Origin of the sequence: Nonomuraea cavernae (genome assembly GCF_040655715.1) — a bacterium.
GTDB classification, from domain to species: domain Bacteria; phylum Actinomycetota; class Actinomycetes; order Streptosporangiales; family Streptosporangiaceae; genus Nonomuraea; species Nonomuraea cavernae_A.
In genome coordinates this window covers 285,292-305,481 of record NZ_JBFAKL010000007.1, presented here as the reverse complement: position 1 = coordinate 305,481, position 20,190 = coordinate 285,292, and the positions used below count along the sequence as shown (strand labels likewise).

Below are 20,190 nucleotides of genomic sequence, written 5' to 3'. Positions count from 1 at the left end.
GCGGGGCGACTCGGGTGAGCATCATGGCCGGCACGCGACGTGCGGGGGCGGCGAAGGAGGACGGCGGCGAGGCGCGGCCGAAGCGGCGCAGGCGCCGCTGGCCGTCCTGGACGTTCGCCACGTTCCTCGCTCTGTGGGCGATCGTCCGGCTGACCGGGCTGGAGCAGGGGTCGTTCGTCACGCAGCTGATGACGCTGACGCCGCTCGCGGTGGTGGTGTCGGCGCTGACGGCGCTGCTGCTGGTGGCCCGCAACCGGCCCGCCGCCTGCGTGGCCCTGGCCGCCTGCGTGGCCTTCACGGTCACCGTCGCCCCGAGGGCGTTCGCCGGGCCGGCCGTTCCGGAGGGGACCCCGCTGCGGGTGCTGACGATCAACCTGTTCGGGCGGGCCGACCCGGCGACCGTGGTGGACCTGGTCCGCGCGTACGACCCCGACGTGTTCAGCGCGCTGGAGCTCACCCACCGCCAGGTGACGGCGCTCGACGCCGCCGGGCTCGGCACGCTGATGCCGCACCGGGTGCTGGAGGCCGACTTCGGCGCCACCGGGAGCGGGTTGTTCGCCAAGCACCCGCTGACCGCGCTCGACGGACTGTTCACCCCGATCGGGCACAACATGCCGGCGGCCACGATCAGCCTGCCGGACGGGGGGACCGCCCAGATCGTCGCCGTCCATCCCAACCCGCCGCTCGGCCGGATGACCGCCGACTGGAAGAGCGCGCTGGCCGCCTTCCCCTCCGCCTCCGACGAGGTCGTGCGGGTGCTGGCCGGCGACTTCAACGCGAGCCTCGACCACCGTGCCCTGCGCGACCTGCTCGACCGGGGCTACCACGACGCCGCCGAACAGGTCGGCAAGGGGCTGGTGCCGACCTGGCCCAACGGCCGGGGGATGCCGCCGTTCATCACCATCGACCACGTCCTGGCCGACCGCCGGGCCGAGGTGGCCCAGGTCGAGATCCTGGACGTGCCGGGCACCGACCACCGGGGCGTGTTCGCCGAGTTGCGCCTGCCCGCCCCGACGTAAGGCGAATGCCTCGATCAACTCCCGGTGAGCGACTGCTGGACTAGGCTGGAATCCCTCGCTGTCCCCTCCGGCAGAGGCAGGGCGAAGTGCTGAAGGTTCCGCTCGCCGAGTCGTTCCGCTACATCCACGAGCCGCTGCACGTCGATGAGCAGGCGCTGCCGCTGCTCGGCAACGACGCGCTGGTGGAGGAGCTCAAGCACCGCCTCAGACGCTCGCGCGGCGGGACGTTCCTGATCACCGGGTTCCGCGGGGTGGGCAAGAGCACGATCGTGTCGCGGGCGCTGGAGGAGATCGCCCGGGAGGGCGATTCCGAGGGGCTGATCGTGCCCATCGTGCTCAACGTGGCCCGGCCGACGACGCCCGAGCGGCTGCTGTTCGCCGTGGTGCGCCGCGTCTACGAGTCGTTACAGGACCGCGGCGCGCTGCCCCGGCTGAGCGACGCCGCCCAGCGGGCGCTGATGCTCGCGCACATCCGCACCTCACTCGGCGTCAAGCAGACCCAGGGCGACGCGACCGAACGCAACACCTCGCTCACCCTCGGCATGGGCGAGGTGGTGCAGAAGCTCGCGGGCCCGGCAGGGCTCGTCGTGCCCTCGGTCGGGCTGTCGAGCAAGCGCACCAGATCGCTGGCCACCGAGGCGTCCTACCTCACCTACTCCGACGCCGACGTCGAGTACGACCTGGCCCGGATCATCGACCTGCTCGACGGGCGCGGTCCGGCGGGGCCGCCGGTGCGGCGCCGGCTGTTCGGCGGCCGGGCCCGGCCGGCGCCCAGCCGGGTCCACCTGGTGATCGTGCTGGACGAGATCGACAAGCTGACCGCCGCGAGCTCCGGCCTGGCCGCCGTCGAGTCACTGCTGACCAGCCTCAAGAACACCCTCACCATGCGGGGCGTGCACTTCCTCGTGGTCGCGGGTCCCGACCTGCACGACTACGCGGTCCGCGACGTCAGCCGCGGCAACAGCGTCTACGAGAGCGTGTTCGCCTGGCGGATGTACGTGCCGTGCTCGTGGGACGCGCCCGAGCGGCTGGTCGACGCCGTGATCGGGCGGCCGCCGCACGCCGACGACGACGTCCGGCGGCTGGTGCGTTATCTGCGGTTCAAGGCGAGGGGGGTGCCGCGCCGGTTGCTGCAGGAGTTCGGCGACCTGGTGGTGTGGGAGGGTGGCCGGCCGTTCCTCGTGGCCGACGGAGCCGACTACGACCGCGTGGTGTTCTACGCCCGGCTGGAGGAGCTGGCCGACGGCTACTTCCGGCAGCCCGGCCGGGAGCGGTTGTTCCCGGTGCCGATCGACGAGGACCGCTGGCGGCTCGGCGGCTACTACATCCTCGACTGGATCCTGCGCAGCGAGGGCGAGCCGTTCACCGCGCAGAGCATCGTCGGCTCGCCGGAGCAGACCGAGCTCGACCCCCTGCTGCGCATCGCCCAACCGGCGGTCGAGCGGCTGCTGCGGCACCTGTCCGGGCAGGGCGTCATCACCGTGCTGCGCGAGCCCGGCGTCAACGCCACGCTGGTCGGCGACGACGACAACCAGCTGACCTCCTACAAGCTGGCCGAGGACGTCAAGCGGACGCTGCTCGGCATCGCGTTCGGCAACGAGGCGGAGCGGGCCGCCCTCGACCTGGCCGCGCCGCCCGTCGCGGTCTCGCAGACCGGCTTCTTCTCACCCGCGCCGTCCCCTCAGCCGTCCTCCAGCCCTCCCGCCGCGTACCAGCCGGCCTGGGAGCAGCCCTCCGGCAGCTACCCCCCGCTGCCCGAGCAACAGCCCTGGGGGGCGCAGGCCCCCCAACCGGCGCCCGCGCAGGTCCCCGTCCCGCACCGCCGGATCGCCGGACGTTACAACCTGCTGGAGGTGATCGGGCAGGGCGGCATGAGCACGGTCTACCGGGGGCACGACACCAGGCTGGACCGCGACGTCGCCATCAAGGTGATGCGCACCGACCGGCCCAACACCGAGGACCTCGCCAGGAGGTTCCGCAGGGAGGGCAAGATCGCCACCCGGCTGCGGCACCCTGGCATCGTGTCCACGCTCGACATCGTCGAGGACCCCGCCGTGGGCCTGGTCCTGGTCATGGAGCTGGTCGAGGGCCGCACCCTGCGCGAGACGGTGGAGACCGGCGGGCCGCTGCCCGCCCGGGAGGCCGTGCGCCTGGCGATGGCGCTCGCCTCCGCCCTCGCCTACCTGGCCAGCGAGAACCTCGCCCGGCTCGACCTCAAGCCCGACAACATCATGATGAGCCCCGACCGCGACCCCGTGATCATCGACTTCGGCATCGTCAAGGGGCTGGTCGACTCGACGGTCGCGACGGGCGCCGGCATGCTCGTCGGCACCCCCGCCTACATTTCGCCCGAGGCGGTCAAGGATGAACCCATCGACATCCGCTCGGACATCTACACGCTGGGCATCGTGCTGCACTACGCCCTCACCGGCAGGGTCCCCTACTCGACCGAGAGCATCCAGAGGGTCCTGTTCGCGATCGCCCAGGGCAAGCTGGACCTGGCCGCGTTCGACGGATTGCCCGAGCTGGGCGACATCATCCGCCGCGCGACCGCGCTCCGCCCCGAGGACCGCTACCAGCATCCCGAGCAGTTGCTCACCGCGCTGCGGGAGCTGCCCGAGGCCGAGGCGCTGGACCGGGAACGGCGGATGGAGCCGCCCACGGTGGAGATCCCGATCTGGGCGGTGACCGGCCCGGTCACACCGCCGCCTCCGCCCTCCGGCACCGAAACGCGGCACACGGTGAGCGTGCCGGGATCCACGGTGAGCGTGCCGCGGCTCGCGCTGGGCGTGCTGCGGCTCGACGACGGCCAGGAGTTCCCGCTCGACCGCCACTACCTGGTGGGCCGCAAACCCGAGACCGCGCCCGAGGTCGAGGCGGGCGAGGTCGCCCCCGTCCTGGTGGACGACCAGGACAAGTCGATCTCTCGCTGCCACCTCCGCGTCGTCCCCGACGGCGACCAGTTGCTGATCACCGACCTCGGCTCCACCAACGGCACCGGCCTCCGGACGCCGAGCGGCCCGGACTTCGCCGACCTGCCGCCCGGCTCCCCCGTCGTCGTGCCGCCCGGCTCGACGATCCGCGTCGGGCTCAACCGGACGATGCGGTTCGAGGTCCCGCCCGGGCTCTGACGTCGCGGCCGCTCACTTGGCGACGGAGGCGGCGCTCCGGCGCGGGCCGAAGTATCTCCACAGGAAGTTGATCAGCACGGTGAGCCGGTTGCGCCCGCCCAGGAGCTGGGCGACGTGCACCGCGATCCAGCCCACCCAGGCGGGCAGGCCGCTGAGACCGAACCCGTTGTCGAACTGCAGGACGGCCTCACAGCGGCCGACCGTGGCCATGGTGCCGAGGTCGTGGTAGACGAACGGTGTCAGGGGCCGCCCCTGGGCGGCGGCCAGGATCTGCCTGGCCGCGTGCCTGCCCATCTGAATGCCGGGCTGCGCCAGCTGCGGCAGTGGGTCGGGCGGGCTCGCCAGGTCGCCGGCGACGAAGATCTCCGGGTGCTCCTCGACGTTGAGCGCCCTGGTGACCACGATGGCACCGCCCTTGCCCTGGCGCAGACCGTAGCCGCCGATCTGCTGGGGCGCGGCGACACCGAGCGCCCACACGGTCACGTCGCTGGGGAGCCGGGTGCCGTCCGCCAGCACGACCGTGTCGTGCTCGACCGACGCGACCGTGCTGCCGAGCAGCATCCGCACGCCGCGCCTGCGCAGCGCCCTGGCGGCCTTGGCCCGCAGCCGGGGCCGGTACGGCGAGAGCACATGGTCGAACCGCTCCACCAGGGTGACGCTCGTCTGCTTGGGAGCGAGCTCGGGATAGGTCAGCGGGATCCAGCGCCGGCGCAGCTCGGCCATGGTGCCCGCCATCTCGACCCCGGTGGCTCCGCCGCCGATGACCACGACGTGGCTGGCGCGGCGCCTGCCCGCCGCGGTGTCCTCCAGGCAGCGCAGCAGTTCCTCGCGCATCCTGATCGCGTCGTCGAGCGAGTAGATCGGCATGGAGTTGGCCTCCGCGCCGGGGATGCGCGCCCAGTTGGTGGTGACACCGGTGGCCAGCACGAGGTAGTCGTAGTCGAGGGTGGAGCCGTCGTCGAGCTCCACCTGCCGCTCGGCGGCCCGCAAGGCGGTCATGCCGCCGACCCGTACGCGTACGTTCCGATACCTGGACGCGCTCACCCGCAGGGGGAAGGCCACGTCACCGGCCGAGAGCGCCCCGGTGGCCACCTGGTAGAGCAGCGGCTGGAACGTCGTGTAGGGGTTGCGGTCGACCAGGGTGACCTGGGCGTCGCCCCGGCCCAGCTCCTGCATCGCGTTCAGCCCGGCGAAGCCCGCCCCCACGATCACGACCCTCGGCCTGACCGGACGTGTCTGTTGAACCATGGCAAGGCCCCCATCGGGCGAGTGGTCTCACAATCCATACCATTCCACACGCAGCGCCAAAATCTCCATCGCAGGGATTCAGCCGCCATCACTGCGGTGTAATGCTCCACTTTCCGGAGATACCGGGCCCGAGTGATACAGAGGCTCCCGAATATTCGATGACGACGATTTCCATGACTCGGGCTCCGCACCGCCGATCAGGGCGGGTGTCCCCCGGCGATCGCCCCGGAAACCCCCGCCCTGAGCGTCACAGAGAGTCCGTCAGGTGGCGAGAGGCGCCCACGGCGTGCAGTTGGTCAGGGGACCCGTCGCCGGGAACAGTTGCTGGGCGGAGGCCGGCGTCTGGACGGTGCACAACGTCTGGTAAATGCCGGCGGCCGTCCGTGCCTTGATCACCAGATGGACCGAACCGAGCCCCACCCCGGAGTCGGGGGCGATGGTGATGTTGGACACGGCACCGCCCTGACTCGCAGGCCATCGCCGCCGCGACGGCCCGCGTCAGCAGCCGACCGGTGGCGTGCGAGCGTGAGGTCGAACTGCTCCTGTGAGAAATCAATGGATGTCCTCCATGCCGTGAACTTGGCTGGTCCGTCACCGCATTGTTCGCGATGCGGTGACGGAACTACCCGGCCGGAGAATCAGTGATACTCAGCTGAATATTCAGTGATGGCAAAACCCATCCCATGACAGCTCAAGACAGGAAGCTTATTCGGACTTATCCGATTTTAAATCGCGAGATGATTTCTGGGGAGTCGCTCAATTTCAAGGAGAATTATCCGATTTCCGGAATCGTGTCGGGAACGCGAACGGCCCGCCCCGCCGGATCGGCGGGGCGGGCCGTGGAGCGTCAGGACGTGGCCCGGTCCGGACGTTCGGAGACGCGGATCGCGTTCACGATCGTCGCGCCCTCCCGGGTCGCGAACCGCACGTTGAGCTGGCCGTCGGTGACCTTCACCGTGTACTGCCTGCTGACGGCCGTGTAGGTGCCCGCCTCCAGCGCCAGGTCCAGCGCCGGGATCGCGAGCTGGCCCTCGACCAGGACGTCGAAGACCCGCTTGCCCATCTTCATCGACCTGGTCTCGGCGAAGCCCAGCTCCACCGTGTAGGTGCCGGCCGGCACGTTGTCAAAGCGGTATTCCAGCATGCCCTCGCGGGCGGTCCGGAACAGCGTCTGGTCCTGCGTGCCGGCGATGGTCCTGGTCGTGGAGTGGGTCCTGCTGGAGTTGGCGACGTAGCCGTGGCCGCCCTGGGTGTACTTCCGGTCGGCGGTCCAGCCGTCGCCGGCCGAGTCGACCAGTGCCTTGCCGCCGCCGACGTCCACGGCCACCTGGTGCTTGGGCACCACGACCGTGACCGCGACCTCGATGACCGGCTGCCGCCCGCTGGCGGAGCGGACGATCACCTTGCCGGAGCGGGTGTTGCCCGGCTGGACTCCGGCGCTGGAGACGGTCACGTCGAGCTTCACCGTCTGGCCCTTGGCCAGCTCACCACCGGTGGGCGTCACGCCGAGCCAGCCCTGCGCCGGGTCGGTGGTGACGGTGTAGGCGGTGGGCGAGCCGAGGTTGGTGAGCTCGAACGAGCGTGTCCTGCTCGCCTCGCCCGGCATCACCACGGTCAGCTCGGCCGTGGAGGGGCTGACCCGGCCGGTGACCAACGCCGTGTCGATCCGGGTCGGCGCGGACGGCGCGATCGTGACCTCCTTGGTGAACGTGCCGTAGTGCTCCTTGGACACCTCCACCTGGTAGTCGCCGGCCAGCACCTGCCCGTAGAACGCGCCGTCCGCGCCGGTGGTGAACGTGACCACGTCGCCCACCTTGACCGTCGCCCCGGCCAGCGGCTCGCCGTCGTTGGCGTCGGTGACCGTGCCGCTGACCAGGCCGTGCCGGCTCGCGGTGATCGTCAGGCTCTGGCCGCTGGACAGCACCGTCTCCTCGTAGGAGTAGAGCAGCGCGTCGTTGCCGGCCGCGTTCTCGATGCCGACCGTGGCGCTAGAGCCCTGCTCGCGCTGGCTCTCGATGTCCTTGTAGCGGTAGCCGACCGTGCCGTCCTCGCCCAGCAGGGCCGAGAAGGAGACGCGCTGCGTCGTGTCGCTGTAGAACGTGACGTTGCGCCACTCGATCACGAACTGCCGATGCGGGGCGGTGCCCACGACACCGGTGTAGACGCCGCCCTGGGCGTCCACGATCAGGTCGTCCCAGTACGGGTAGACGGCGTTGTTGGGGGTGCCCGTGGTCGGGAGCCGCCCGTTGCCGGCCGTGACGACCCGGTCGGCGGCGAAGCTGGCGAACCCGTTGGTGGCGACCCACACCCTGCTCTGGCCCGTCCCGTAGAACGGGACCGCGAACGGCAGGGTCACCTGGACCGCCTCGTCGTCACCGGTCAGGGCCAGCTTGCCGGTGCCCGCCACGTACGCCTCGGCGCCGCTGCGGCAGGTGTAGCCGAAGTTGTCGCCGCGCAGTGCCAGCTCGATGTCCTGGGTCATGTCGGCCGTCAGGTCGACGCCCACGGTGGCGCCCCGGGAACAACGGGAGCCCGTGACCTGGACGCTGTACTCGCCGACCGGCAACGTGAGCCGGTAGCGGCCCTGCGCGTCGGTGACGGCGGCGACCGGCGTGCCCAGCGCCTCGACCCTGGCGTTCGGCTCCGGCGTGCCCGCCATGGTGACCGTGCCGGACAGCGTGGCCGTGGCCAGCCGGGCCAGCGTCACGTCCGCGGTGACGCTCTGCCCGGCGACGACCGTCGCCGTCGCGGTGCCCTGCTCGTAGCCGAACCGGTCGGCGGTGATCTGGTAGTCGCCGGGCACCAGGCGGGCGATGGCGTACGTCCCGTCCTCGCCCGTGGTGACCGTACGGGTGATCGGGCCGGTGACGACGACCGTCGCGCCGGCCATGGGAGCCCCGCCGGCGCTGACCGTGCCGGTGAGGTCGCCGACCCCGTCACGGGGAGCGGCCTGGACCGCGGCGAAGGAGTCGAGCCGGCCCTCTCCCCAGACGTTGTTGTCGGCGGCGGTGCCGCCGCAGCTGGTGTCGTTGACGTCGACGGCGGTGCCGTCGAGCAGCGGCCGGGTGGCCGCGATGTCGCCCTGCAGGCCCGGCGCCGCCGACCAGATGAGCGCCACTGTGGCCGCCACGTGCGGCGAGGCCATCGAGGTGCCCGTGCCGGTGCCGTAGCCGCCTCCCGGGAGGGACGAGCGCACGTTCACGGCGGGCGCGGCGATGTTCGGCTTGATCTCGCCGTTCTCGCCCTCGCCCTTGCTGGAGTTGCCGTAGACGGCGTTGTTGATGTCGAAGCCGCCCGAGCTGTAGCTGATCACGTACTGGCCGGGCGACCCGCTGGTACGGCAGGCGGGCCCCTCGTTGCCGTTGGCGAAGGCGGGGAAGATGCCGGCGGCGACCCAGGCCTCGACGGTCTCCTTGTACCAGGGGTCGAAGCCGTCGCCGCCCCAGGAGTTGTTGATGACGTCGGGCGCCAGGTCGGGGCGCGGGTTCTCGCCGTTCAGGTCGGTGGGCGCGAGCATCCACTGGCCGGCGGCGAGCAGGGAGGCGTCGCTGCAGGAGGTGCTCTCGCAGCCCTTGGCCGCCATCCACCGGGCGCCGGGCGCGACGCCGATGCCGTCCGCGCCGACCATCGTGCCCATGACGTGGGTGCCGTGGCCGTTGTTGTCGCACGGCGCGGACGTCGGGCAGACGCGGGCCGGGTCGAACCAGTTGTAGGCGTGGCCGACCGAGCCGTCCGGGTTTCTGCCCCGGTAGCTCGCGGCCAGCGCGGGGTGGTCGAACTGGACGCCGGTGTCGATCTCGCCGATCACGATGCCCTCGCCGCGGACAGCCAACTCGGACCAGACGCGGGGCGCGTTGACCCGGTCGATGTTCCACTCGACGGCGTTGACCCTGGCCTCGGGGGTGCCGGTGATGGGCTTGGGCAGCGACACGCTGCGCACCGGGTCGATCCGGTCGACTTCCGGCAGGGCGGCGATCTCGGCCGCCAGCTTGGGACCGGCGGTCACCCTGACGGCGTTGACGATCCAGTAGGAGGTGTAGTCGGCCTTCTGGGAGTCGAGGAGCTTACGCAGATCGGCCTGGGAGGTGGTGGCCTGCTCGGTCTTGGCCTCGAAGACCTGCTCGGCCTTCGCGTCCTTGGTGGCGGCCCGGCGGGCGGCGGCGAGGTCGGCCTTGCCCTTCAGGCGCACCCAGAAGGTGGCCTTGCCGTCGGTGTCGAGCTCGGCCCGCACGGCCTCGCTGATCTTGTCGGGATCGGGCGCGGCCTGGGCGACGCCCGCGGGGAAAATGAGGGTGGTGGCGGCGATGACCCCTATGAGGATCGCACGCCAGCGGGGGGTGTTCGGCACTCGCTCTCCTTCACGCCCGGCGGAAGCCCGCCGGGGTCGAGCTGATCTTTACGCCTATGGAGAGAGACTGAAGAGAACGTGTCCGCTTTGCAAGGGTTGCCGACTAACTAAAACTTGACATGTCATGAAATGTGATCTGGTCAGAAGCGCTGCCGCAGCCAGGTGACGGCTCAGCCGTCGAGATAGCGCAGGATGGCCAGCACCCGCCTGCTGTAGACCGGGGTCCGCGGCAGGTCGAGCTTGTCGAAGATGGCGTTGACGTGCTTCTCGACCGTGCTCAGCGAGACGTGCAGGTTGCCGGCGATGGCGGAGTTGGCGTAGCCCTGCGCCAGCTGCCGCAGCACCTCCGACTCGCGCTCGCTGAGCGTGGCCAGCGGGTCGGCGTGGCTGGTGCGGGCGAGCAGCTGGCGCACCACCTCCGGATCGATCACGGTGCCGCCCGCCCGGACCCGCTCCAGCGCCCCCAGGAAGTCGGCCACCTCCGACACCCGGTCCTTGAGCAGGTAGCCCACGCCCTCGGCGGCCTCGGTGAGCAGCTCGGCCGCGTAGGTCTTCTCCACGTACTGCGACAGCACCACGATGCCCACGCCGGGCCAGCGCCGGCGGATCTCCAGAGCGGCGCGCAGCCCCTCGTCGGAGTGACCGGGCGGCATCCGCACGTCCACCACGGCCACGTCGGGCTGGTCGGCGGCCACCGCCTCGACCAGCGCCTCGGCGTCGCCCACGGCCGCCACCACCTGGTGGCCCGCCTCTTCGAGCAGCCGGATCAGGCCCTCACGGAGCAGCACCGCGTCGTCGGCCAGGATCAGCCGCACGGCGCCTGCTTCGGCAGCCAGGCGTGCACCCGGGTGCCGCCGCCCGTCGCGGGACCCACCTCGAACCCGCCGTCGAGCGCGAGCACCCGCCGGGCCAGCCCCGACAACCCGCCGCCCGCCGGATCGGCCCCGCCTCGCCCGTCGTCGGAGATGGTCACCCGCACCTCCCGCTCGTCCTCCTCCAGGACGACCAGGATGTCACGGGCCTCGGCGTGCTTGACCGCGTTGGTGATCGCCTCGCGCGTCACGAAGTAGAGTGCCGTCTCCAGCTCCGAGACCGGCCGCCCGGCCAGCCCGTAGTGCACCGTCACCGGGACGCTCGACCGCTCGGCCACCCCTTCCAGCGCCGCGCGCAGGCCCAGCTCGTCGAGCGCGGTCGGATAGATCCGCCACGCCACGCCACGCAACTCGTCGAGGAGCTGCCGCGACTCGATGTAGGCCTGGTCGACCAGCTCGGCGGCCGCGCCGGGGCTGTGGCGGGCCCGGCCGAGCAGCATGGCCAGCGCGACGCCGCGCTGCTGCACGCCGTCGTGCAGGTCGCGCTCGATCCGGCGCCGCTCGTCGTCCACCGCCCGCACGATGCCGGACCGGCTGCTGGTCAGCTCGGCGATGCGCCGCCGCATCACCTCCTCCGGGCCGGGGCCCAGGAACCGCAGGGCCAGCCACCGCTCGGCTCCGGCGACCAGCCGGCACCAGGCCACGGCGAGCGCCAGCACCACCACGGCGCAGGTGAGACCGACCGCCCAGCTCTCCGTCATCAGCCGGACGCCGGGGAGGTTCAGCGACACGGGGCTGCTCTGGCCGTACGTCACCGCCCAGAGGCTGCCCGACGCGAACAGCAGCCCGGTGAACGTCAGCGCCAGCGCCACGTAGCCGCCGAGCACCCCGGTCAGACCGCGCAGGGCGAGGTAGCCGGCGCCGGGGACGCCCTCCGGGACGTGGTGCCCGAGCCAGGCCGTCAGGCGGGCCCGCTCGATCGCCGCCAGCCGGGGCGCCCACCTGGATCGCCACGGCCAGGCGAGCGACAACAGGGCGAGCGCGACGGCGCCGGTGAACGTCCCGGCCAGCACACCGGCGAGCCGGCGCAGCACCACGGCAGTCACGACGCGCAGTCTAGGCGTCGCGCCGGCGCAGCACGGCCAGCCCGGCCGCCAGCCCCGCGACCGCCCAGCCGGCCAGCCAGGCCAGCCCCTCCGCCGAACCGTAGGGCAGCGGACCGCCGGTCGGGTTGTCGGCGCTCTCCATGAACGCCAGCCCGGCGAACATCGGCAGCCGCAGCGCCAGCTCCATCGCGACCGGCGCGCCCGACATGAGCAGCAGCAGCGGCAGCCCGAGCAGCAGCATGAACACCACGGTCAGCGTGCCGGCCGCGTTCCGCAACGCGGTGCCGAGGCCGAGCGCCAGCACCGACACCAGCGCGCAGAACACGCCGAGCCGCAGCAGGTCCACGGCGGTGCGCCCGGCGGGCAGCGTGACGAGCCCGCCGAAGATCGGCGCCGACAGCACCAGGTAGGTGGCGGCCGCCGCGGCCGCGCCCGACAGCACGCCGGTCACGAACGCCGCCGGCGCGACCACCAGGGCCTTCGCGGCCAGCATCCGGCCTCTGATCGGGGTGGCCTGCAGCGTGCTCCGGATGGAGCCGGACGCGTACTCCGAGGTGATCGCCGGCATGGCCAGGGCGACCAGCGTGAACTGGGCGAACACCATCGCCGAGATCGCCGCGTCGGTGGCGGGCAGGCGGACCGTCGTGACGCCGTCGCGCAGCAGCTCCGTCGCCCGCGAGCCGCCGAGCGTGAGCGCGGCCAGGACGGTCAGCACGACCGTGCCCGCGACGCACCACCAGGTCGAACGCACCGACCACACCTTCCCCCACTCGGCCGCCACGCCCCGCGTCACCGCGACCACCACGCCCGCTCGCGCGCCCGCCGAGGCCGGAGGCGCCGGGGGCGACGCCGTCTCCTCGGTCCCCGCCTCGTTCATCGCGTGCTCCCGTACTCGACGCTGGTCGCGGTCAGTTCCTGGTAGGCCTGTTCGAGAGACGCCTCGCGCGCGCTCAGCTCGTGCAGGCGGATCCCGGCCTCGTGCGCCAGGTCGCCGATCCGCTCGATCGGCGCGCCGGTGGCGATCAGTTCGTTCTCGGCCCGCCGCTCGACGGCGACGCCCTCGGCGGCCAGCAGCAGCGCGAGGTCGCCCGCGTGCGGGGTGCGGACCAGGACCGCGCCGGCCGCCAGCACCTCCTTCAGGGGCGCGTCCACCAGCAGCCGCCCCTTCCCGATCACCACCAGGTGGTCGGCGGTGAGCTGCATCTCGCTCATCAGGTGACTGGAGACGAACACCGTCCGCCCCTCGTCCGCCAGCGAGCGCATCAGCCGGCGTACCCAGCGCACGCCGTCGGGGTCGAGCCCGTTGACGGGCTCGTCGAACATCAGCACCTCGGGATCGCCGAGCAGCGCGCCCGCGATGCCGGCCCGCTGGCTCATCCCCAGCGACAGTGTCCCCGCCCGCTTCCCGGCGACGGCGTCGAGCCCGACCATCTCCAGCACCTCGGCCACGCGGGCCCGGCCGATGCCGCTGGCGCGGGCCAGCGCGAGCAGATGCGCGCGGACGGAGCGGCCCGGGTGCACCGCTCGCGCGTCCAGAGTGGCGCCCACCGTGCGGAGCGGATTCTCCAGCTCGTGGTACGGCCGGCCGCCGATCAGCGCGCGGCCCTCGGTCGGGCGGTCGAGCCCGAGGATCATGCGCATCGTGGTGGACTTGCCGGCGCCGTTCGGGCCGAGGAAGCCGGTGACGGCGCCGGTCCTGAGCCGGAGCGTCAGGCCGTCGACGGCCATCCGGTCGCCGTAGCGTTTGCTGAGTCGGTCAAGGCTGATCACGATGGTCCACGCTAGGAAACCGGACGCCCCGCCGCCATGGGGGCGATCCGCCGACTCCGATGGCGGTTTCCCGCACCAGGTGGGACGGGCCCGGCCCCGGGGAGAGTCGTAGCCGGACGCCACCCTGTCGCTGACCGCCCAGGCGCGCCCGTCCGGCGGCCGCGCCCGCCGGCCTGGCAGGCCAGGCCGGCGGGTGAGCTCGACCAGCTCAGCGGGAGGTTTCCCTCATTCGGCGATCTTCGTGGTTCCGGTCCATCGGAACACCGCCACGTGATATCCGTTCTCCTTCTGGTGGGTCTGGGTGAGAGCGAAGTGCTCGTACCCGTTTCCATAGGGCACTTTCACGTCGTGCGTGGCCTGCGACACGTACCGCAGGCGTTCATGGTGCGGAAGGCCGGCCGGACCGCCTTGGAGGAGCACGTTCATCTCCTCGGACGCCGTGACGTCCGTTTCGTCGCGGGCCGGGGTCGCCTCTCCGAGGATCTGGTGACCCATCAGGCTGGAGATCCTCGTGACCCGGCCGGCGAGGTCACGGGTCTCGTAGCTCCAAGCCTGCCGATCAGGCATGTAGCTGGATGAGATGAGGTGGCACAGGGCTCCCTTGCGATCTTCGAGAATGAGCTCTGGGTTCATCAGGATGCGAATGTCGGGCGAATCCATGACGCTGAAGTCTGACGGTATGAACTGCTCCTTGATTGCTCTGGTGGTGCCCCCGGATTCGAGGGACGGGATGTCCGGCCGGCCCGGGGTCATGATGCGCTCCGGCGATCGGCGGCCGCCCCTGGAAGGCCGGCAAGGCCGGCCCGGAAGGTCGTCTCGTCGACGACCACCCGTTGGTGGGTCCCGTCGCTCAGCAGCCGGCCGTCCGCGTCGGTGACCTGGAACGACACGGTGATGTTGCGGGTAAGCCGGTCGGCGGTGACGGTGTGCTTGGCCGGGTCCTCGGCGATAGGGGCCGGAGGGTTCGCGGGTGTGGCGCGTCGCCCGCTGCTCGCGGCCGCCCCGATGACGGAGGCGCAGACGAGCGCGGCGCCGATGATCTGCAGCGGCGACAGGTCTTCCGCGAAGACCAGGAACGCCAGCACGCTGGTGACGACCGGCTCGGCGCTGGAGATCGCCGCCGAAGGGGCGGCGCCCAGCAGCCGAAGACCGGCGAAGAAGGCGATGATGGCGATGAGCGTGGAGACGACGGCGGTCGCCACGGCCGCCGACCAGCCGGCGAGGTCGCCAGGGAGGGACGGAGCGTGGGCCAGGCACGCACCGGCGTAGACCCCGGTCGCGGCCAGGCAGACGGTGGTGGTCGAGGCAAGCGGGCCGGCCGCGCCCGACAGGTGGCTGCCCGCCAGGATGTAGCCCGTGTAGATGACCGCCGCGGCGACCGCGAGTGCGATGCCGAGAAGATCGCCCTCCAGCGTCGGGCTGGCGACCAGCGCGACGCCCAGAGTCGCCATGCCGGTGGCCGCGAGCGTGAGCAAGGGAGGCATGCGGCGGGCCAGGACGGCGCCGCAGATGGCCACCAGCACCGGGTAGGTGTAGAAGAGGACCGCTACCAGACCTGCGGGTATCCGCGTCAACGCGGTGAAATAGGTCAATGACTGCCCGACGTAGCCGACCGCGCCCATCAGCGCCAGGAGACGCAGGTCCCGCCCGCGCGGCCATGGGGTCGATGTGATCGCCATCAGCGCCGTGAGGGCGATCGCGGCGACGCTGAAGCGGATGAGCAGCACACCGTGAACGTCGGCGCCGCTGTCATAGGCGATCCTCGCGAAGATCGCCATGGCGCCAAAGGACACCGCGGAGCCGAGGATGAGAAGCACTCCGGTCGTGGTACGCCGGGGCAGGACCGGGGCGGTCATCGCGATTCCCCGCCCGGGTGCGCCGTCCGGCGTGGTGAGCAGGCGCCTCGCGCCGCCTCAGGCCAGGTGCTTCAAGGATCGATACGGCCGTCGGGGCGGCTCTGATTGCGCCACGCCTTGCGCTCTTCGGCTCTGATGCCGGTGGGGCTGAGCTTCATGGTGGAACCACATCCCGTCTCCTTGAGCTTCCCCCTGATCTGAGTAACCTGTCAAGTAGCGAGAATGGTGACGGCATGGATGGGGTGTCCATAATGACGAGCGAGCAGAGGGGTAAGCCCGACGTTGCTCCGGATGGCTTGGAGACGCTCCGGCTCTTTCTCAATACGCGAGATCTGGAAGCCGGCCTCGACGAGTTCGATGAGGCCGCCTCTCTGACGAGATGGCTCCGCGAACACGAACTTCTCGGCCCGGACGAGACGGTGGGTCATGACGACGTCCTGCGAGCCCGCGAGCTGCGTGAGGCGATCCGCTCCCTGCTGAGCGAGCGCTCCGAGCCCGGCCGTGCCTCCCTCGCCGCGCAGTCCTTCAACGCGGCCGCCCAGTCGACCGCCCCGCTGCAGGTCGAGATCTCACCGGACGCGACCGTCACGTTGGTTGCGACCCGCTCCGGGGCGCCTCGCGCGCTGGGCCGCATCGTCGCCGCCGTTGCCGGGCATGCGGGCACCCCTGCCTGGGAACGCCTCAAGATCTGTGGCAACCGTGCCTGCCAATGGGCGTTCTACGATCACGCCAGAAACAAGACCGGCCGCTGGTGCGACATGGCCACCTGCGGAAACAAGGTCAAGGCGAGGAGCTATCGGCGGCGGCGATCCGACATGGTGACGGCCGGCCTCGCCTTCGATCCGGGTGGCCGCCGCGGTTCACCCCAGACCAGCTGACCGGCCCGCGCCGGCCTGCCGGTGACCGGCAGGGGTCGAGGTGATGCCCGGGCGACCTCGCGGCGGGCCCCGCGTGGTGGGCCGCGCTTTCCGTATCCGCGTCCTCAGCCGAAGTCGCGGCGGCGCAGGACCAGCAGCCCGCCGCGCATATGATCTGCGCCGGCACCGGTCAACGGGGACAGGCTGCCGAGCGATTCGCCGTCGCAGCCGCCGCCGAGGTGTCCGCCGGGTATGACCGAGAAGCATCCGTCTCCCGAACAATCCTGTTGTGGGCGCTGGCCCACGCCCGCGACTGGAACGAGGCCGAAACGGTTCTCCTGCGCGATGTGCCGCCCCGCCGGGGCCAGGCGGTCTCAGCGCGTGCCGAACACGGTGATGCCGGGAAGCTCAGAATGGACATCACCGGCAGGCCGTAGATCTGATCACCAAGGTGGTTGTTGACCGTTGCCCAGCAACGCGCCTGGCCGCGCTGGGCGGTGGACGGGACGGCCGTTCTCCAGCCGGATCCGGCGGTCGGGGACCGCTTCGGCCCTGTCCGCCTTCTGATTCCCGTACGCCACTCCCGATCTTTTTGGAGCAGCACTCTAAAGTGGTACTTTAACGAAGTGCCAGCCGTGAGGGGTCCGAAGAAGCGTTCGACGGAGACCAGGAGCCGCGTCGTGGCCGCCGCCCACGAGCTGTTCGTCGAGCGAGGCTACACCGGGACGACCTTCCAGGAGGTCGCCGACGCGGCGGGAGTGTCGGTGCAGACGGTCTACTTCCACTACGGAAGCAAGAGCCGCTTGCTCAAGCAGGTGGTCGACGTCGCCTCCGTCGGCGACGACGCGCCCGTCCCGCTGCTCGACCGGCCGTGGTTCGCCGCGCTGCGGGAGGCGCGGGACCCGGTGGAGGTGGTGCGCGGGTGGACCCGCGAGAGCGGCGTGATCCTCGAACGGGTGGCGCCCGTGCTCGCCGTGGTCCGCGACGCGGCGCCGGCCGACCCCGACATGGCCGCCCAGTGGGCCGCCAACAGCGAGCAGCGCCACACGGCCCACGGCGAGTTCGTCGCCATCCTGGCTCGGCTGCGCGCGCTGCGGCCGGGGCTCACCAGGCGCCGGGCCACCGACGCCGCCGCCGGGCTGCTGTCACCCGACCTGTTCCTGGTCATGACGCGTGAGTGCGGCTGGAGCACGGCGCAGTGGCGGGCGTGGACGGCCGACCAACTGGCCCACGCCCTCCTGCCCCCGCCCTCCGCCGCCGATCCCAGCCACGAAACGTGACAGGCCGGCGCCCCGGCCGCGGGATGTGAGATCACCGGCGTCCCGGCTGCGGGATGTGAGATCAGCGGCCGACGGCCCCTACTTTGGTCGGTGGTTCCGGCTACCGAAGTAGGGTGGCCCGCAGGCCGAGGACCGATTCGTGACAGGGTGGCGAATCCGTACTGTCCTGATCATGCGGAAAGCCATTCAGTTCGCCGGGTTCGTCATGGTCCTGCAGGGGGTCAGCGGCGCCATCGACCATCTGCTGACGCAGCCCTTCATGGGCGCGATCCTCAACCTCTTCAACCGCGTGGTCATCCCCCGAGTGGACCTGCTGGCCGCGCACCCGCTCTTCTCGAACCTGGCCCTGGCCGTCCTCGGCGTCGTCCTGATCATCGCCACGGACCGCTCTCCTTGACGGCCCGGACGGGCTGTGTGACGCACCATTTCTGGCGAACCGTCCGGGTTCACCCTCGATTATGATCATCCACATGTCCCAGGAACGCGATCCCAATCTCCCCGTGACCGAGATCAACCCGGCGATTCCGCATCCGGCCCGCATCTACGACTACTGGCTCGGCGGCAAGGACAACTTCGAGTCCGACCGGATGGCGGCCGAGCAGGTGATCGCCGCTGTGCCCGAGGTGCGCGAGACGGCACGGGAGAACCGCGCCTTCCTCGGCAGGGCCGTGCGCCACATCGTCGCGGGCGGCGTCACCCAGTTCCTCGACATCGGCACCGGCATCCCCACGCAGGGCAACACCCACGAGGTCGCGCAGGCCGCCGACCCCTCGGCGCGCATCGTGTACGTCGACAACGACCCCATGGTCATGGCGCACGCCCGAGCCCTGATGAGCAGCACGGACGAGGGCGCGACCACCTTCATCCAGGCCGACCTGCGCGAGCCCGACTCGATCCTGACCCACCCGCAGCTCCTCGACACCATCGACCTCGACCGGCCGATCGCCATCCTGCTGGTCGCCATCATGATGTTCGTCAAGGACAGCGAGCAGCCGTACGACCTGGTCAAGCGGATCGCCGACGCGGCCGCGCCCGGCAGTTACCTCGTCGTCTCGCATGTCAGCAGCGACCTGCTCACGCCGGAGGCCATGGAACGCACACTGCAGGTCTACAACCGAGCCTCGGCCACCATGACCATGCGCACCCGCGAGGAGATCATCCGCCTGTTCGACGGCTTCGAGCTGGTCGAACCCGGAGTGGAGAAGGTCTACGGCTGGCGGCCGGAGGGCCCGGTCCCCGACCGTCCCACCGCCGTCTACGCGGGAGTGGGACGCAAGCGGTAGAGAAGTTCTCACAACCCGTTCTTTACGGGGGTGTTTCCCCTGTGATGCATGTGTATCGCTCGTTACAACGGTGCGTCACCGGTAACGGGGGCACGGCCACGCAGCGTCAGTGTGCGTAACCGGCCCCTCCTACGCTCACGGTCCTGAAGCGGAGCGTAGGAGGCACGATGGCGCGCTGGCTGGACGAGTGGCACCCCGACGACGAGACCTTCTGGGAGACATCAGGCAAGAGGATCGCCCGGCGCAATCTGATCTTCTCGATCTTCGCCGAGCACCTTGGCTTCACGGTCTGGACCCTGTGGAGCATCGTGGCCGCCCAGCTGGGCGCCTACGACTTCTCCACCGACCAGCTGTTCTGGCTGGTCGCGCTGCCCAACCTGATCGGGGCCGTGCTGCGCGTGCCCTACACGTTCGGGCCGGCTCGGTTCGGCGGCCGCGACTTCACCACGGTCAGCGCGTTACTGCTGCTCGTCCCGGCCGTGCTGCTGGGGGTGGCGGTCAGCGACCCGGGCACGCCGTACTGGATGTTCCTGGTGATCGCGGCGCTGGCCGGAGTCGGCGGCGGCAACTTCGCCTCCAGCATGGCCAACATCACCCACTTCTACCCGCGCTCCAAGCAGGGCGTGGCGCTCGGGCTGAACGCCGCCGGAGGCAACATCGGGGTCAGCTCGGTGCAACTGGTCATGCCGCTGGTGATCGGCGGGTTCGGGCTGGCCGCGGCGGGCTGGTTCTGGGTGCCGCTGGTGGTGCTGGCCGCGGCCTGCGCGTGGTTCTTCATGGACAACCTGACCAGCGCCCGGGCGAACTCGCGCGAGCAGCTGGCGGTGGCCGGGCGGGCCCAGACGTGGATCATGTCGTTCCTGTACATCGGCACGTTCGGCTCGTTCATCGGCTACTCGACGGCGTTCCCGCTGCTGAGCAAGAGCCTGTTCCCCGGCTCGCCCTGGGCGGCCGTGGCGTTCGCCGGCCCGCTGGCCGGTTCGCTGATCAGGCCGGTCGGCGGCTGGCTGGCCGACCGGCTCGGCGGGGCGCCGGTGACGCTGTGGAACTTCGCCGCCATGGGCGCCGGCGTGGTGCTGGTCTGGCTGGGCAGCCTCTCGGGCGCGTTCTGGCTGTTCTTCCTGGCCTTCCTGACGCTGTTCGTCACGGCGGGCATCGGCAACGGGTCCACGTACCGGATGATCCCGGCGATCTTCCAGGCCCAGGCGGTCGCCGAGCGCGGCGAGAGCGAGGAGACGCTGCTGCACGGCAAGCGCCAGGCCGCAGCGGCGATCGGGATCATCTCGGCGGTCGGGGCGCTCGGCGGGTTCCTCATCAACCGGGCGTTCGGCATGTCGTTCGCGGCGACCGGCGGCCCGGCCACGGCGTTCGCCGCGTTCGGCGTCTTCTACCTGGCGTGCTTCGCCCTGACCTGGGGGTGCTACGTGCGCACGGTGGGCGTCTCCCGCGTGGCCGGCCTCGCCCACGCCCGAGTGTGAGC

At 71.2% G+C, this 20,190-nt stretch carries 16 protein-coding genes; 7 read left to right on the top strand and 9 right to left on the bottom strand.

Annotation, left to right across the window (positions count from 1 at the left end; genetic code table 11):
* The first annotated feature begins 23 nt into the window (after positions 1 to 23).
* Positions 24 to 1,019, top strand: a complete 996-nt coding sequence (locus AB0I38_RS13465; RefSeq protein WP_358466500.1) for an endonuclease/exonuclease/phosphatase family protein — start codon at positions 24 to 26, stop codon at positions 1,017 to 1,019.
* 86 nt (positions 1,020 to 1,105) lie between these two features.
* Positions 1,106 to 4,150: a protein kinase domain-containing protein gene (locus AB0I38_RS13460; RefSeq protein ID WP_358466498.1), complete on the top strand. Its 3,045-nt coding sequence runs from the start codon at positions 1,106 to 1,108 to the stop codon at positions 4,148 to 4,150.
* A gap of 12 nt (positions 4,151 to 4,162) precedes the next feature.
* Here the strand turns inward: AB0I38_RS13460 and AB0I38_RS13455 are convergent, their stop codons facing one another.
* The 9 genes from AB0I38_RS13455 to AB0I38_RS13415 form a co-directional block, all read right to left on the bottom strand.
* Positions 4,163 to 5,398 carry an NAD(P)/FAD-dependent oxidoreductase gene (locus AB0I38_RS13455; protein ID WP_358466496.1) on the bottom strand — a complete coding sequence of 412 codons (1,236 nt, stop codon included), beginning with the start codon at positions 5,396 to 5,398 and terminating at the stop codon, positions 4,163 to 4,165.
* Positions 5,399 to 5,659: 261 nt separating this feature from the next.
* A complete protein-coding gene (locus AB0I38_RS13450) occupies positions 5,660 to 5,851 on the bottom strand; it encodes a hypothetical protein (protein ID WP_358466494.1) in 192 nt (63 codons plus the stop codon).
* A gap of 394 nt (positions 5,852 to 6,245) precedes the next feature.
* Positions 6,246 to 9,746, bottom strand: coding sequence for a S8 family serine peptidase (locus tag AB0I38_RS13445; RefSeq protein ID WP_358466492.1), 3,501 nt, complete (start codon positions 9,744 to 9,746; stop codon positions 6,246 to 6,248).
* 170 nt (positions 9,747 to 9,916) lie between these two features.
* Positions 9,917 to 10,561, bottom strand: coding sequence for a response regulator transcription factor (locus AB0I38_RS13440; protein WP_358466490.1), 645 nt, complete (start codon positions 10,559 to 10,561; stop codon positions 9,917 to 9,919).
* Positions 10,552 to 11,664, bottom strand: coding sequence for a sensor histidine kinase (locus AB0I38_RS13435; protein WP_358466488.1), 1,113 nt, complete (start codon positions 11,662 to 11,664; stop codon positions 10,552 to 10,554). The genes AB0I38_RS13440 and AB0I38_RS13435 overlap by 10 nt, the downstream gene beginning before the upstream one ends.
* Positions 11,665 to 11,674: 10 nt before the next feature.
* Positions 11,675 to 12,541, bottom strand: coding sequence for an ABC transporter permease (locus tag AB0I38_RS13430; protein ID WP_358466486.1), 867 nt, complete (start codon positions 12,539 to 12,541; stop codon positions 11,675 to 11,677).
* The gene (locus tag AB0I38_RS13425) at positions 12,538 to 13,434 is read right to left on the bottom strand and encodes an ATP-binding cassette domain-containing protein (protein ID WP_358466484.1); all 897 of its coding nucleotides are present in this window, start codon (positions 13,432 to 13,434) and stop codon (positions 12,538 to 12,540) included. Before AB0I38_RS13425 ends, AB0I38_RS13430 begins: the two co-directional genes overlap by 4 nt.
* Before the next feature lie 225 nt (positions 13,435 to 13,659).
* Entirely contained in the window at positions 13,660 to 14,187 is a 528-nt protein-coding gene (locus AB0I38_RS13420) for a DUF5988 family protein (protein WP_358466482.1), read from the bottom strand.
* A complete protein-coding gene (locus AB0I38_RS13415; RefSeq protein WP_358466480.1) occupies positions 14,184 to 15,290 on the bottom strand; it encodes a DMT family transporter in 1,107 nt (368 codons plus the stop codon). Before AB0I38_RS13415 ends, AB0I38_RS13420 begins: the two co-directional genes overlap by 4 nt.
* A gap of 233 nt (positions 15,291 to 15,523) precedes the next feature.
* Here AB0I38_RS13415 and AB0I38_RS13410 point away from each other — a divergent pair, with 233 nt between their 5' ends.
* From AB0I38_RS13410 to AB0I38_RS13390, 5 genes are all read left to right on the top strand, one after another.
* Positions 15,524 to 16,168, top strand: a complete 645-nt coding sequence (locus AB0I38_RS13410) for a CGNR zinc finger domain-containing protein (RefSeq protein WP_358466478.1) — start codon at positions 15,524 to 15,526, stop codon at positions 16,166 to 16,168.
* Between the two features lie 605 nt (positions 16,169 to 16,773).
* Entirely contained in the window at positions 16,774 to 17,427 is a 654-nt protein-coding gene (locus AB0I38_RS13405) for a TetR/AcrR family transcriptional regulator (protein ID WP_358466476.1), read from the top strand.
* Positions 17,428 to 17,599: 172 nt separating this feature from the next.
* Complete coding sequence (locus AB0I38_RS13400) at positions 17,600 to 17,824, top strand: hypothetical protein (protein WP_358466474.1); 225 nt, start codon at positions 17,600 to 17,602, stop codon at positions 17,822 to 17,824.
* 73 nt (positions 17,825 to 17,897) lie between these two features.
* The gene (locus AB0I38_RS13395; protein WP_358466472.1) at positions 17,898 to 18,710 is read left to right on the top strand and encodes an SAM-dependent methyltransferase; all 813 of its coding nucleotides are present in this window, start codon (positions 17,898 to 17,900) and stop codon (positions 18,708 to 18,710) included.
* A 167-nt stretch (positions 18,711 to 18,877) separates the two neighbouring features.
* Positions 18,878 to 20,188 (top strand): MFS transporter, encoded by a 1,311-nt coding sequence (locus AB0I38_RS13390; RefSeq protein WP_358466470.1) that lies wholly within the window; start codon positions 18,878 to 18,880, stop codon positions 20,186 to 20,188.
* Positions 20,189 to 20,190 lie beyond the last annotated feature (2 nt).

Coding starts and splice junctions, on each gene's coding strand:
- AB0I38_RS13465 (WP_358466500.1), top strand. CDS start 24: ATGGCCGGCACGCGACGTGCGGGGGCGGCGAAGGAGGACGGCGGCGAG.
- AB0I38_RS13410 (WP_358466478.1), top strand. CDS start 15,524: ATGGATGGGGTGTCCATAATGACGAGCGAGCAGAGGGGTAAGCCCGAC.
- AB0I38_RS13420 (WP_358466482.1), bottom strand. CDS start 14,187: ATGACCCCGGGCCGGCCGGACATCCCGTCCCTCGAATCCGGGGGCACC.
- AB0I38_RS13455 (WP_358466496.1), bottom strand. CDS start 5,398: ATGGTTCAACAGACACGTCCGGTCAGGCCGAGGGTCGTGATCGTGGGG.
- AB0I38_RS13430 (WP_358466486.1), bottom strand. CDS start 12,541: ATGAACGAGGCGGGGACCGAGGAGACGGCGTCGCCCCCGGCGCCTCCG.
- AB0I38_RS13400 (WP_358466474.1), top strand. CDS start 17,600: ATGCGGAAAGCCATTCAGTTCGCCGGGTTCGTCATGGTCCTGCAGGGG.
- AB0I38_RS13390 (WP_358466470.1), top strand. CDS start 18,878: ATGGCGCGCTGGCTGGACGAGTGGCACCCCGACGACGAGACCTTCTGG.
- AB0I38_RS13415 (WP_358466480.1), bottom strand. CDS start 15,290: ATGACCGCCCCGGTCCTGCCCCGGCGTACCACGACCGGAGTGCTTCTC.
- AB0I38_RS13395 (WP_358466472.1), top strand. CDS start 17,898: ATGTCCCAGGAACGCGATCCCAATCTCCCCGTGACCGAGATCAACCCG.